The sequence below is a fragment of the Pandoraea fibrosis genome (genome assembly GCF_000807775.2).
Taxonomy (GTDB): domain Bacteria; phylum Pseudomonadota; class Gammaproteobacteria; order Burkholderiales; family Burkholderiaceae; genus Pandoraea; species Pandoraea fibrosis.
The window spans coordinates 4,936,539-4,950,735 of sequence record NZ_CP047385.1 but is presented as its reverse complement, the minus strand read 5'-3'; the positions used below and the strand labels follow the sequence as shown (position 1 = coordinate 4,950,735).

Here is a 14,197-nt window from a genome sequence, read left to right as displayed (position 1 = left end):
GAAGCATAACGGGGAGATTGGATGGCTGCTGTAGTCAGCAGTTCCCGAAAACTTTACCCGGCACGTAATTCGATCAGCGCAGCTTGCAGTCGTTGCCACGCATTTTCCGTCGGCGGCAGGCCCAGCCGCAGGCTTGGCAGGACTTGTGTCGCCCCGCTTGCCGCCCCGCTTATTGGGCTGTTCTCGAGCGTCACCGGCCGCTCATCGAAAAGGCGTGTCCAGATCCCCTTAACCGCTAGGCGTTCGTGCCAGTGCGGTGCCATCGGGTGTGGCGTCCACGCAAACAGCGGCGTGCCTGTGGCCGGCCAGCCGTGCGAGCGCAGCAGGGTGAGAAGTCGCTCGCCGTCGCGCACCAAATGTTCGCGGGTTGCGGTTTGCCAGGCAATGTCGCGCAAGGCAGTTCGGACAGCGAACCTTGCCGGGCCACTGACCGTCCACGCACCCAGACGTTCGGCGAGACGTGTTGCCAGCGCTTCCGGACACAGCGCAAAGCCGGCGCGAATGCCCGCGAGGCCGAAGAACTTGCCCACGGAGCGCAACACGACGAGGCCGGCCTCGCCGACGTGTGGCGCCATCGACGTCTGCGGCGAAACGTCGGCGAATGCCTCATCGACGATCAGCACGCCGCCGCGTTCGGCCAGCAGGCCTTGCCATCGCGTCAACGTTTCGCGGGACACTCGTCGTGTCGTGGGGTTGTCCGGATTCACCCAAACGAGATAGTCGACGTCGGGCAAGCCTGCCTCGGGGCCTAGCCACGGCACCAGTGTGTGGCCTGCATTCGCGAACGCCGGGGCGTACTCGCTGTACGTGAGCGAGGCGACGGCGACCTTTCCGGGCCGCAACAAGGTGGGCAGCGCTCGGATGACCGCCTGCGAACCTGCACACGGCACAACGGTGCGAACCGGTACGCCGTAATACTGTGCGGCGACGTCGCACAGATCGTCGAACGCATCGGGCAAATCGCGCCAGGCACTCGGCGGGGGCATCGGCACGGGGTAGCCGTTGGGATTGATGCCGGTGGACAGGTCGAGCCAGTCTTCACGCGGACGTGCATAACGCCGGATGGCTTCGCCCAGATTGCCCCCGTGACGAGGCGCCGCGGGCACGGTGGGTTCGGCGGACATGGCTGAAACGACTGATGATGGCGAAATGAATGACGATGACATGAGTCAAGCAGACACGGCGATTACGGCGATACCACGCCAATGGGCATGGCATCCGCCTGCGCCGCGGCGAAGAGCGCCAGTGCGCCGCTGACGATCAGCCACATCCACATCGAGCGCGAGATGAGCCGCCACGCGGCCTTGATGTGCTGTGCGGAGGGTTCCCGGCCGCAGCCCAGGGCCGGGCGCGTCTCCCACTCGCCGTGATAGCGTGCGGGGCCCCCCAACTGAACGCCGAGGCTGCCTGCCCCGGCGGCCATGACCGGCCCGGCATTGGGGCTGGACCACGCACTCGCCTGGGTGCGCCAGCAGTCGATGGCACGTGCGACATCGCCGAAGATGGCATAGCTTGCCGCCGTCAGGCGTGCGGGGATCCAGTTGAGCACATCGTCGATGCGCGCCGCCGGCCGGCCGAAATACAGAAACTTGTCGGTGCGATAGCCCCACATGGCGTCGAGCGTATTTGCCAGCCGGAACAGCACGACGCCGGGGGCGCCCGCGACGGCGAACCAGAAGAGGGCGCCGAAGATCGCATCGTTGCCGTTCTCCAGTGTCGATTCCACCGCTGCACGCGCGAGATCGGACGCGCTCGCGTCGTCGGTGTCGCGCGAGACGATGCGGGCGGTCAGCGCGCGTGCCTGCGTCAGATCGCCGTCGCGCAGGGCGTGGGCGATGGGCATCACATGGTCGCGCAGACTGTGCGCGCCCAGCGCCGCATACAACGCCAGCGCCTGCCAGACAATACCGCCCCAGCCCGGCAGGAACGTCAGCGCCCACGCGATGAGGACCGGCAGCGCCAGCATGATCGTCCATGCCCAGGTGCCACGCGTCATGGCGCTGAACGGCTTGTCGCGCGACGCGGGATCATTGAGCCAGGCCTCGACGCCATTCGCGATATAGCCGAATCCGACCAGGGGATGCCATCGGCGCGGCTCGCCGAGCCAGGCGTCGAGCAGCACACCGATCAGCGCGGCGAGCCAGAGCGATTCGGGAGCGAGTCCGGTGAGCATCGACGATTATCCTTTGACGGCCATCGGCAGTCCGGCGACGACAAAGCGCACTTGCGGGGCCAGCGCGGCGACACGCTGGTTCAGACGTCCGAGTTCATCGACATAGCGGCGCGTAAGCGAGCCCATGGGGATCACGCCAAGTCCGATTTCATTGCTGACGACAATGATCTTGCCGGGCAACGACGCCAGCGTTTGCGCAAGCGATTCAACGACGTCGTGCCATTGCGCATCGCTGACCGCCCCCTCGGGATGATCGTCGGGAGGGCAGAGCCAGCCGGCCAGCCACAAGGGCAGACAGTCGACCAGCACGCAACGGCCGTCCCGGGCGACGTCGCGCAACGCGCCTGCGAGGTCGCGGCCAACTTCCACGGTGGGCCAGTGCGACGGACGGCTCGCACGATGATGGGCAATGCGAGCGCGCATCTCGGGCTCGTCACTCACCGCAGCGGTGGCGAGGTAGGTGACTGGCAGGCCGCTTTGTCCGGCAAGACGCTCGGCGAACGCGCTCTTGCCGGAGCGCGCGCCGCCCAGCACGAAAGTCAGGTCGAGGGCACTCATGGGCGATATTGTACGAGCGCCCGATGCGATAATCCGCGTCATGAGTGAAATCCCTGTCAATTTCGGTGCGTCGTCAGGCGCTTACCGGGGCACCCTGATGATTCAGGGAACGTCCTCGGACGCCGGCAAGAGCACGGTGGTCGCCGGGCTGTGCCGCCTGCTGTATCGCGAGGGCGTGCGTGTGGCGCCGTTCAAGCCGCAGAACATGGCGCTCAACAGCGCCGTGACGGCCGACGGCGGCGAGATCGGGCGCGCACAAGCCTTGCAGGCACAGGCCGCCGGTGTCGCGCCGCATACCGACTTCAACCCGGTGCTGCTCAAGCCGAGCAGCGACCGGGGCGCGCAGGTCATCATCGGTGGCAAGGTCATGGCCGATCTCGATGCGCGTGCCTATCACGAGTACAAACCGCGTGCGATGTCGGCCGTGCTGGCCGCTTACGAGCGTTTGCGCGCGGGCTACGACACGGTACTCGTCGAAGGCGCGGGCAGTCCGGCCGAGGTGAATCTGCGCGCGCGTGACATTGCGAACATGGGCTTCGCCGAGGCGGTCGACGCCCCGGTGCTGCTCGTGGCCGACATCGACCGGGGCGGTGTGTTCGCGCAATTGCTCGGCACGCTTGCCTGTCTGTCGGACAGTGAGCGCGCCCGCATCAAGGGTTTCATCATCAACCGGTTTCGCGGCGATCCGTCGCTGCTCACGAGCGGTCTTGAGTGGATCGAGGCGCGCACAGGCGTTCCGGTGCTGGGTGTGCTGCCGTATCTTCACGGTCTGCATCTGGACGGCGAAGACATGCTGCCCGGCGAGCGCCACAAGGCAGCCCGCGGCGAGGCGCGATTGCGCGTGGCCGTACCCGCCTTGCCGCGCATCAGCAATCACACCGACTTCGACGCCTTGCGTGCGCATCCGCAAGTCGACTTTCGCTACGTGGGCACTGGCGAACCGTGGCCTGCGAGCGACCTCGTGATCCTGCCCGGCAGCAAGCATGTGCGCGCCGATCTGGCGTGGCTTCGTGCGCAGGGCTGGGCACCGGCGTTGGCGCGGCATCTGCGCTATGGCGGGAAGGTGCTGGGCATCTGTGGCGGTTTGCAGATGCTTGGGACTGCGATTCACGACCCGCTGGGGCTGGAGGGCGACGCCGGCACGACCGAGGGGCTCGGTTGGCTCGACATCGAGACCACGATGCAGACGCAAAAGCAGCTTCGCGTCGTGGCGGGACGTCTGAGCACCGGCGATGCGCCGGTGACGGGGTACGAGATTCACATGGGCGTGACGCGCGGGGCGGCGCTTGAGCGTCCTGCCGTCTGGCTGGCGGAGGCGGGCACGGAGCGTGCCGACGGCGCACGCTCGGCCGACGATCAGGTCATGGGGACGTATCTGCACGGGCTGTTCGACACGCCGCAGGCGTTGCAGGCGCTGTTGACCTGGGCCGGTGCCCGTGATCTCGAGGCACAGGATTACAACGCCTTGCGCGAAGCGTCGCTCGATCGGCTGGCGGAGGCGTTCGCCGCGCATCTGGATCTTCCGCGCGTCTGGGCTTGCTTGCGCTAACGCGGTGCCTGGTCGGGACGTTGGGGGCCGTTGGGACGCCCATAGCGGCCGGAACATGAGCCTGCCATCCAACCGTTGTAAGATGAGCGGCAAATCGACCTCGGGGAGTCTGCAATGCCGGTGATCGTGGTGGCGAATCCAAAGGGTGGCGTGGGCAAGAGCACGCTGGCAACGAATTTGGCCGGGTATCTGGCAGCGCAAGGCCATGCCGTGATGCTTGGCGACACCGACCGGCAGCAGTCCTCGCGCGCCTGGCTGGGCCTTCGCCCGCCGGCACTGCGCTCGATCGGCACCTGGGAAGTCGATCACAACGACGTCGCCCGTCCCCCGAGGGGCACCACGCATGCGGTGCTCGACACGCCGGCCGGCCTTCACGGCAAGCGGCTCGACTCGATCCTCAAACTTGCCGATCACGTGCTGGTGCCGTTGCAGCCGTCGATCTTCGACATTCTTGCCACGCGCGACTTCCTGCAGAAACTGGGCGAGGAGAAGGCCGTGCGTCAGGGAGATGTGCGCATAGGCGTGGTCGGCATGCGCGTCGATGCCCGAACCCGTGCCGCCGATCAGCTCTCGCGCTACTGCGAAGAGGCTGGCTTGCCGGTGCTCGGCATGCTGCGTAACACGCAGAACTACGTGCAGCTTGCCGCGCACGGCCTCACGCTGTGGGACGTGGCGCCGGGACGCGTCGAACGCGACTTGCCGCAGTGGGAGGGCATTACGGCGTTCGTGGCGAAGTAATTGCCTGCGCCGATGGCTGGCGCATCAATCACAAAGGGGCCCACGGGCCCCTTTGTCGTCAGCGCGTCGAAACGCTGTCTTACTTGGCGGCTTGCGCGGCCTCGAAAGCGCGCGTGTCTTCCCACGCTTGCAGCGGCACATGATCGCGCTCGCCCTTTTGCACGTTCTTGTCGTCGACGAACACCAGTTTCGGCTTGAAGCCAGCGAGCACTTCCTTTTCCTCGACCTGGGCGTACGACACGATGATGACGATGTCGCCCAACTGCGCACGGCGTGCTGCGGCACCATTGAGCGAGATCATGCCGCTGCCGCGCTCGCCGCGAATGGCATAGGTCGTGAAGCGCTCGCCGTTGTTGACGTTGAAGATGTCGATTTGCTCATTTTCGACAAGGCCCGAGGCTTCGAGCAGGTTTTCGTCGATCGCGCACGAACCTTCGTAATGCAATTCGCAATGCGTCACGGTGGCGCGGTGGATCTTCGACTTGAGCATGGTGCGGTACATGGCTTGCCTCTAGTGTTGCGGTGTCGCGCGAGCGGCGCGACGAAAGATGCGCGTGCAACCGGCACGCGCGGCTTGCGTCGGGAGCGCACGGCGCCGGTCGTGCGACCGGGGGCCGTGTGCCCGGCGCTCAGATTTCGAGATTGTCGATCAGACGCGTTGCGCCGAGCTTGGCCGCGGCGAGCACCACGAGGCTCTCGGCAGGGGCGACGCCCGGCGCCGGCACGCGCAGATTGGCGCGCTGGCGAATCGCCACGTAATCCGGCTTCCAGCCTCGCGCGGTCAGCGCCTGCATGGCCGCCGCCTCAAGGGCAGCGTAGTCCGTCTTGCCACCATTCACCTCGTCGCGAATCTGGCCCAGCAGACGATACAACTGGGGCGCCTCGGCACGCTCGGCATCCGACAGATAGCGATTGCGCGACGACAGCGCCAGCCCGTCGTCGGCACGCACGGTCTCGGCGGCAATGATCTCGATGGGCAGCGCGAACTGACGGCACATGCTGCGCACGATCATCAGTTGCTGGTAGTCCTTCTTGCCGAACACGGCCACGCGCGGCTGTACGCAGGAGAACAGCTTGGTGACAACCGTGCAGACCCCCTTGAAGAAGCCCGGGCGGAACTCGCCTTCGAGAATGTCGCCCAGATCGTGCGGCGGCTCGACGCGGTATTCCTGCGGCTCGGGGTACATCTCCTTTTCGTCGGGCGAGAACAGCACGTAGACGTTCTCGCGCGTGAGTTTCTCGATGTCCTCGGCCATCGTGCGCGGGTACTTGTCGAAGTCTTCGTTAGGCCCGAATTGCAGACGGTTCACGAAAATGCTGGCGACGACCGGGTCGCCATGCTGGCGCGCCAGTCGCATGAGCGACAGGTGCCCTTCATGCAGGTTGCCCATGGTGGGCACGAAGGCGACGCGATTCTGTCCGCGCAGTTGATCGCGCAGTTCGTGAATCGAGGGGATGACTTTCATTGAGGTTCCGTGCGTGGCGTACGTTGATGACGTCCAGGAGTGGCGCGCGCCTTATCTGGCAAGGGCGTGGCCGCCAAAATGTCCGGGGGATTGTAGAGGAAATCTCATTGGGCGTGCGCAAAACCGCGCTCGTTCCACGGACTTCCTCGGCCGCGAAGCGTCACTGTGCGCTCAATTGGGGGAATAGGTCAGGCGCACATAGATCGGCGCGAACGGCTCGGCCTGCGTGATCTCGAGCAACGATTCGCGGGTGAGTTCGAGCATGGCGATGAAGTTGACCACGACGACGGGCACACCGCGCGAGACGTCGAACAGTTCGGTGAACTCCATGAAACGCACGCCCTGGAGACGCCGCAGAATCTGGCTCATGTGCTCGCGCACAGACAGTTCTTCGCGCGAGATCTTGTGATGCTGCACGAGCTTGGCCCGGCGCAGCACTTCGGCCCATGCGGCGCGCAGATCTTCGGCGTCGACTTCGGGGAAGCGCGGCTGGAGGCTTTGCTCGATGTACACCTGCGAGCGCAGGAAGTCGCGGCCCAGCACCGGCAGCGTGTCGATCTTCTGGGCGGCGAGTTTCATCTGCTCGTACTCGAGCAGGCGGCGCACCAGTTCCGCGCGCGGATCTTCGGCTTCTTCGCCCGTGTCGGCCTTCTTGACCGGCAGCAGCATGCGCGACTTGATCTCGATGAGCATGGCCGCCATGAGCAGATACTCGGACGCGAGTTCGAGATTGGTCCGGCGGATCTGTTCGACGTAGAGCAGGTACTGCTTCGTGACCTGCGCCATCGGAATGTCGAGCACGTTGAAGTTCTGCTTGCGGATCAGATACAGCAACAAGTCGAGCGGACCTTCGAAGGCTTCGAGGAAGATCTCGAGGGCGTCCGGCGGGATGTACAGATCGTTCGGCAGGGCGAAGAGCGGCTCGCCGTACAGGCGCGCACGCGCCACCCCGTCGACGATATCGGGCGTGGTGTCCTGCCCGTCCTGTGGCGCGGGCAGCTCCGTTGTCGTCACCACGGCGGGATGCGGCTTGATCGGGTGAGCATCCGATGCCTGTGCTGCCTGGGGGACGCCCGCAGCCAGCGCCATGTGTTCCGTGGGTTCGGCCGAGGGGCTGGCGCCGGCAGCGTCGGTGGCATCGGCAGGTTCGTCTGCGGCGGCCGTCGGTGCGTGTATCGCGTCGTCGTGTTGTCCGTCATCCGCTGCGGCATCGACGTGCGCAGACACCGGCGCGATCTCGGGGATCGGCTCAGGGGGGGGCGACGGATCGTCGGGCGAACTCGGATTCAATGCAGCACTCGGTGCGTGAGACGGCGACTTACTCGCTTTGGTAGACGTAGGGCTGCTGGGCCACGCGCGACTGCTGGGCGCGGCGGCGCTCTTCCATGTCGATCGGCTGCTTGTCCCACAACAGCGAGCGGCCCTGACGTTGCTCGGCTTCCAGCGCCGGCTTCTCGGACTTCAATTGCTTGATGAATTGGGTGATGTCGGACTCGTACATGGTCGAATGCTTGAAAAATAGGCAGAAGCGGCACCATCCCAATGGCGCCAATCGACGCAGATTCTACCGCAAACCCGTCCCGGTTCGCCTTTTTGGCTGATTTGGGAGACGCGAGTGAATACGCCGTGGGGATATGGTCAAATACGGCTCATCTACGCGTCGCACGTTACGTCGTTGTGCGATGCTTGCCAACATGGTTCGATTGGGCACCCTGAACCGCACGCGGGACAACCCGCGGCGGCATTTGAGATTCCAAGGAAGGTTTTGACCGTCTCGCAGATCAAACCCGGTTACGACGTTTTCCGTCGCCTCGGCGTGCGCCCTTTGCGCACCCTACCTGCCGCACTCCTGGCAATGGCCGTGCTGACCTGTGGCCTATTGGTGCCGGGCATGGCACAGGCCGACTATCGCGTCCGAGTCGACGCCCCCAACGGTCTGGCCAAGCTCCTCAAGGACAATCTCGACCTCGTGCGTTATGCCGAGCGCGACGATATCGGCGAGGCGCAGTTCGAGCACCTGATTGCCACCGTCGGCGAGCAGATTCAGGAACTCACGTCGACCGAGGGCTATTTCTCTCCCGTCACGCATGTAGACGTGGCCACCATCAACGGCAAGCGCGACGTTCACATCACGGTCGACTCGGGGCCGCGCACGCATATCAAGGACGTCGAGCTGAAGTTCGACGGCCCGGTGCTCGAGCAGGATCCGCAGCGCGTGGCGCAGTTGCGCAGCGCGTGGGAATTGCCGGTGGACGCTCCGTTCCGTCAGGCCGACTGGGACAAGGCGAAGAACGACACGCTGTTCCAACTCGGACAGAAGCGGTATCACGCGGCCAAGATGAGTTTCTCGCGTGCGGTGGTCGATGCCGACAGTGACACCGCATCGCTGGCGGCAACCTACGAGAGCGGACCGCCGTTCACGCTGGGGCCGCTCATCATCACCGGGACCCGACGCTATCCCGAGCAGATCATCCGCAACGTCAATCCGCTGTCCGTGGGCGAGCCGTTCGATGCCGATCGCTTGCAGGAATTGCAGCGCCAGATTCAGGCCACGCCGTATTTCTCGAACGTCATCATCTCGGTGACGGAAGATCCCGCGATGGCCGAGAACGCGCCGATCGAAGTGAAGGTGCGTGAATTCCCGGTACACCGCGTGCAGAGCGGGGTGGGTTATACGACGGATACCGGGGCCAGTGTCAATGGCCGGTATTCGTACTACAACCTGTTCGGCCGGGCGTGGACGTTCGACTCGCAGGCGCGTCTGGAGCAGTACCGGCAGGGCGGGTATGCCGAGATCGGCATGCCGCCCGATTCCTCCGCGTACACCAACAGCCTGCGTGGATCGTTCGACCGCACGTACCTCAACGGCCTCGATCAGCGCTCGACCCAGATCGGCGTCAAGCGCTCCCGTTCGCGTGAGCGCTACGACTGGGCCTACACGCTCGACTTCTACCGCACCGACGAGCGGCCGGACGGCGGTCAGCGTTTCCTCAACAAGGCGCTCGTGCCGGCATTTTCCTGGAACCGTCGCGACGTGGACGACCTGATCTTTCCCCGCAAGGGCAATATCATCAACACGCAGATCGGCTTCGCCGCGAAGCCCGTGCTGACCGACCAGAGTTTTGCGCGGTTGTACGGCCGTATCCGTCAGTACTTTCCCGTTGGACAGCGCGATCTCGTGATTGCCCGTCTGGAGCTGGGGGCCGTGCTCACGAACGGCAACAGCAACCGTATCCCGTCGTCGCTGTTGTTCTTCGCGGGCGGCACGTCGTCGATTCGCGGGTACACGTATCAGAGCATCGGCCGTCAGCAGAACGGCACCACGTTCCCGACGAAGTACCTCGGCACGGCAAGCCTCGAATACCAGCGCTGGGTGACGCGCGACTGGGGCGGGGCGGTGTTCTGGGACGTCGGTACGGCCACCGACGACTATCGCCATCCCACGCCGCTGTATCACGGGGTGGGCTTCGGCGTGCGCTGGCGCAGCCCGGTCGGGCCGGTGAATCTCGACCTCGGGTACGGTGTGCACGACCGGCGCTTCCGTCCGGCCATTTCGCTGGGGGTCGCCTTCTGATGGTTGCGATGCCCCCCAACCCCCCACCTCCCTCCCATCCGATGCCTGGCGATACGTCCGCACCGCCGCCCCCGCCTCCGCCACCTCGCTGGCGATGGGGACGCACGCTGGCGGGCATCGGACTCACGCTGCTGCTGATCGTGGTGCTGGCGATCGGCGCGTTGCTCTGGGCCATGTCGAGCGAGCGGGGCAGCCGCTGGTTGTGGCAGGCCGCGGTATCCACGCTGGGTGGCAAACTCTCGGGCGAATGGCGCAGCGGCAGCTTCGCGCATGGCTTCACGGTGAACGATGTGCGCTATCTCGACGGCGCGACGCGCATCACCGTCAGCCGTCTCGAGAGCCGCTGGGAGTTGCGCCTGCGTCCGCTACATTTCACCGTCGACAAGTTGCACGCGGGCGATGTGTCGCTGGCGTTTGCGCCATCGCCGCCGTCGAACACGCCGACGACCATGCCGTCGAGCCTGCGTCTGCCGCTCGGACTGACGCTGAACGACGTGCGTGTCGCCAAGCTCACGCTGGCGTCTCCCGCGTTGGTGCTCGACGACATTCGCGTCGCCGCGCGTAGCGACGGCACACAACACACGATTGCGCTCGAACACCTCGGCACGCCTTACGGCGAGGCGCAGGCGAACCTGCAACTGAACGGGCAACGTCCGTTCGCCCTTGGCGGCAACGTCGGATTGCAGGCCAAGGCGGGCGATATCCCCGTGGCGTTGCAAGCCAAACTGTCCGGCTCGCTCGATGCGCTCGTCGTCGATCTGAACGCCAGTGGCGAAAAGCTGAACGGGACGGCGCATATCGCCGCGTCGCCTTTCGGTCCGGTGCCGCTCTCGCGCGCGCAGATTTCGCTCGATCATCTCAATCCGCGCGACTTTGCTCCCGGCGCGCCGCAGGCGGACCTTGCCGTGCAAGCGGACTTGCGGCCCGAGCCCGGCGCCAGGGAATTCCGCGTGCTGGGCCCTGTGTCCGTGACCAACGCCAAGCCGGGCGCGATTGACGCCGGGTGGCTGCCCGTCGAGAGTCTGCGCACGCAGGTGCTGCTCGATGCAACGCGTCAGGCATTGACCGACATCGAGTTGAAGCTCGCGGGCCGTGCGGTGTTGAGCGGAAGTGGTGAGTTGCGGCGCGAGAAGGTTGTGGCAGCGGCTGCGGCGGAACCCGTGGCGTCGGCCGCGAGCGGTGCAACGGCGCGAACGTCGCCCCCCCCTGCAACGACCGATGCCGAGGTCACGGTCGGTGGTTTTGCCTTCACGATGCGCGACCTCGATCTGCGTGCCCTCTACGGCAAACTGCCGGCGACGAAGCTCGCGGGACCGCTCGACATCAAGCTCGACGCTGCCGGGCAACGCATCGTCCTCGACTGGCGCGACGCCGCGCGGCGTATGCGGGCCGATGTGGGACTCGACGCCAAGGGCACGACGATTCACGCGCTGTCACTCGATGCAGGCAACAGCAAGGTCGTGGCGACCGGTCTTCTTGAGAACGGCGACACCGGTGCGTATCAGGCGCAGATCAAGCTCACGCATTTCGACCCGGCCGCGTGGTACGACCTTTACGGGCCGCAAAAGCGTGGCGCCAAGACCCCGGCCGCGAGCGTCACGGGCCAGGTCGACGCGCAGGGCGCACTGCGTCCGGCGTTCGGGCTTTCTCTCCGGTTTGCGTTGCAGGATAGCGTCTACGCCGACTTGCCGATGCGCGGCGCCGGCACGCTCAAGCTCGCCGGCACGCGTCTGTTGCCGAGCGACGCCAACTTGCTCGTGGCAGGCAACAAGGTCGTGTTGCACGGCAGCTTTGGCGCGCCGGGCGACAAGATGGCGGTGAATATCGATGCGCCGTCGCTCGACAAACTCGGCTTCGGCCTTGCCGGCCGTCTGCAACTCGACGGACAGGTGTCGGGCACGATCGAGCGTCCGGCGGTGGTCGCCACGCTCGCCGCCGACAAGCTCGTCTTCGGCGCGCAGAAGCTCGAACATCTGGCCGGCAAGGTGGACCTCAGCGGTGGCTTGCCGGGGGCGGCAGGCGACCGACTTAACGTGACACTCGACGGCCAGGGGTTCACCAGCGACATCGCGCGCCTCGACAAGCTCTCGGTCGCGCTGGCCGGCACGCGCGGCGCGCATACGCTGCATCTCACGGCGGCAGGCAAGCTGCGCGAAGCGCCGCTCGACATGAATCTCGACGCGGCTGGCGCAATGACCGACACGCGTGGCAAACCGGGGTGGCGCGGCACGATTCAGACGCTCGAAAACCGTGGAGTGCCGAAGCTGCATCTGGCGGCGCCGTGGCAGGTCGACGCAAGCGCCGAGCGTGTGCATCTGGGTGCGGCCAAGCTGGTGACGGGGGCGGGTGCGCTCTCGCTCGCGAACTTCGACTATGGCGACGGGCAACTGAAGACTGCCGGCACCCTCGACACGCTCGACATCGCGCAAGTGCTGCGCGTGGTGCAGTCGTTCACGGGCGAGCCATCGCCGGTGGAGAGCGACCTCATCCTCGATGGCAAATGGGATGTGCGGGCCGCACAGCGTGCCGATGGGTTCGTCGAGGTCGTGCGTCGGAGTGGCGACGTGACGCTGCGTCGCGGCGGGGTGAACGACAACGTCAAGGTGACGGTGACGGGGATTCCCGGCCTGAGCGCGGAGAAGGGCGGTGTCGGGGCGCGCGTGCCCCTCGGCATCTCCGATCTGCGCACGCGCATCGATCTGTCGGGACAATCGGCGCATGCGACGGTGAAAGCCGTCTCGTCGTTGATCGGCACGGTGGACGCCGACGTGCAGGCTGGCTTGCATGTGCAGGGCGGAATTCCCAACGTACCGGACGACGCCCCGCTCACGGGGCGTATGGCTGTCGCGATTCCCGATCTCTCGAAGCTCGAAACGTTGGCTGGCGCGCAATTCGCGTTCAAGGGGCGCGCCAGCCTGCAAGTCACGCTGGCGGGCACGGTGGCCAAGCCACGGCCCACGGGCGAACTGACGGCGGACGATCTGTCGGCGCAGATGTTCGACACCGGCGTGAGTATCAAGAATGGCCGGGTGCGCATCGCACTGACACCGACCGAAATCGTATTGCGCGACGTGGTCGTGACGGGCGGTGGTGGCGGTACGGCGAAGGCCACGGGCAACATTCGTCTCGACACGCCCGAGCCGACGCTTGGCATCACGCTGGCCGCCGACAAGTTGCAATTGTTCGCGGCCCCGGATCGCCAGCTATCGCTGAGCGGCGAGGCGAAGGCAACGGGCAGTGGCGAGGCGATGTCGGTGACTGGCAAGTTCACCGTCGACCGTGCGCGCTTCGCCTTGCCGCCGACCAGTGCGCCGAAGCTGGGCGACGACGTCGTGGTCGTGCGCGGTGGCGCGCAGGCTCGTGCGACACCGATCGATCCAAAGGCGGAGGCCGCACGCATCAGTGCGAAGCCCGCCAGCCGATTCTCGCCGCACATCAATGTGGAAGTGGATCTGGGCCGCGACTTCCGCTTCGTTGGTGCAGGTGCCGATCTGCTGTTGCGCGGCAGCATGCGGGTGCAGAGCGATCCGCTCTCGCCGATGCGCGCAACCGGCACGATTACCGTGGCCGAGGGCACCTATGAGGCGTTCGACCGGAAGCTCGCCATCGAACGCGGTCAGATCAACTTCGTGGGGCCGCTGGACAATCCCGACATTTACATTCAGGCCATGCGCCGCAATCAGGAAGTCGCTGCCGGGGTGTTGGTCACGGGCACGGTACGTCAGCCGCGTGTGTCGCTGGTCTCGGAACCCAGCGTGTCGGACGAAGAGAAGCTCTCGTGGCTGATGTTCGGTCATGGCCCGGATGGCGCGGGTCTCGGCCAGCGTCAGGCGATGGCGGGGGCCGCGACGGCATTGCTCGGCGCGACCGGCGGCAAGCGCATCATCAAGGATCTGGGGATCGACGAGTTCAGCATCGGCACCAGCGACTCGGGCCTGTCGGACGACGAGCAAGTGGTGAAAGTGGGCAAGGCGATCTCGGACAACTTCGCGCTGGGATACGAGCAAAGTCTGACCAGTGCGGCGAGTATCGTGAAGATCACGTGGCAGGTCTCGCGCCGCTGGCAACTGGTGCTGCGCACCGGTTCGCTGTCCGGCTTCGATGTGCTGTTCAACCGTCGCTTCGACTGACGCCCGGAC

11 protein-coding genes are annotated in these 14,197 nt (G+C 65.8%); 4 read left to right on the top strand and 7 right to left on the bottom strand.

Features of this window, described 5'->3' with window-relative positions; all coding sequences use genetic code 11:
- Positions 1 to 53 precede the first annotated feature (53 nt).
- The 3 genes from cobD to cobU form a co-directional block, all read right to left on the bottom strand.
- Positions 54 to 1,124: a threonine-phosphate decarboxylase CobD gene (gene cobD, locus PI93_RS21780; RefSeq protein WP_039373910.1), complete on the bottom strand. Its 1,071-nt coding sequence runs from the start codon at positions 1,122 to 1,124 to the stop codon at positions 54 to 56.
- Between the two features lie 62 nt (positions 1,125 to 1,186).
- Positions 1,187 to 2,173 (bottom strand): adenosylcobinamide-phosphate synthase CbiB, encoded by a 987-nt coding sequence (cbiB, locus tag PI93_RS21775; protein WP_039373911.1) that lies wholly within the window; start codon positions 2,171 to 2,173, stop codon positions 1,187 to 1,189.
- Positions 2,174 to 2,179: 6 nt separating this feature from the next.
- On the bottom strand, positions 2,180 to 2,731 hold the full coding sequence (gene cobU, locus PI93_RS21770; RefSeq protein WP_039373912.1) for a bifunctional adenosylcobinamide kinase/adenosylcobinamide-phosphate guanylyltransferase: 552 nt from the start codon (positions 2,729 to 2,731) through the stop codon (positions 2,180 to 2,182).
- 40 nt (positions 2,732 to 2,771) lie between these two features.
- Between cobU and PI93_RS21765 the strand changes: the two genes are divergently transcribed.
- Positions 2,772 to 4,280 (top strand): cobyric acid synthase, encoded by a 1,509-nt coding sequence (locus PI93_RS21765; protein ID WP_039373938.1) that lies wholly within the window; start codon positions 2,772 to 2,774, stop codon positions 4,278 to 4,280.
- Positions 4,281 to 4,394: 114 nt separating this feature from the next.
- On the top strand, positions 4,395 to 5,018 hold the full coding sequence (locus tag PI93_RS21760; protein ID WP_039373913.1) for a ParA family protein: 624 nt from the start codon (positions 4,395 to 4,397) through the stop codon (positions 5,016 to 5,018).
- Positions 5,019 to 5,097: 79 nt separating this feature from the next.
- On the opposite strand, the gene panD is transcribed toward PI93_RS21760, so the two are convergent.
- From panD to PI93_RS21740, 4 genes are all read right to left on the bottom strand, one after another.
- Positions 5,098 to 5,520, bottom strand: a complete 423-nt coding sequence (gene panD, locus PI93_RS21755; RefSeq protein WP_039373914.1) for an aspartate 1-decarboxylase — start codon at positions 5,518 to 5,520, stop codon at positions 5,098 to 5,100.
- 127 nt (positions 5,521 to 5,647) lie between these two features.
- On the bottom strand, positions 5,648 to 6,484 hold the full coding sequence (gene panC / locus PI93_RS21750) for a pantoate--beta-alanine ligase (protein WP_039373916.1): 837 nt from the start codon (positions 6,482 to 6,484) through the stop codon (positions 5,648 to 5,650).
- Positions 6,485 to 6,655: 171 nt separating this feature from the next.
- Complete coding sequence (locus PI93_RS21745) at positions 6,656 to 7,573, bottom strand: segregation and condensation protein A (protein ID WP_080759381.1); 918 nt, start codon at positions 7,571 to 7,573, stop codon at positions 6,656 to 6,658.
- A gap of 229 nt (positions 7,574 to 7,802) precedes the next feature.
- Positions 7,803 to 7,985 (bottom strand): DUF3460 family protein, encoded by a 183-nt coding sequence (locus tag PI93_RS21740; protein ID WP_039373917.1) that lies wholly within the window; start codon positions 7,983 to 7,985, stop codon positions 7,803 to 7,805.
- 354 nt (positions 7,986 to 8,339) lie between these two features.
- Between PI93_RS21740 and PI93_RS21735 the strand changes: the two genes are divergently transcribed.
- Positions 8,340 to 10,058: an autotransporter assembly complex protein TamA gene (locus PI93_RS21735; protein WP_039373941.1), complete on the top strand. Its 1,719-nt coding sequence runs from the start codon at positions 8,340 to 8,342 to the stop codon at positions 10,056 to 10,058.
- Positions 10,059 to 10,066: 8 nt separating this feature from the next.
- The gene (locus PI93_RS21730) at positions 10,067 to 14,188 is read left to right on the top strand and encodes a translocation/assembly module TamB domain-containing protein (RefSeq protein ID WP_158453260.1); all 4,122 of its coding nucleotides are present in this window, start codon (positions 10,067 to 10,069) and stop codon (positions 14,186 to 14,188) included.
- Positions 14,189 to 14,197 lie beyond the last annotated feature (9 nt).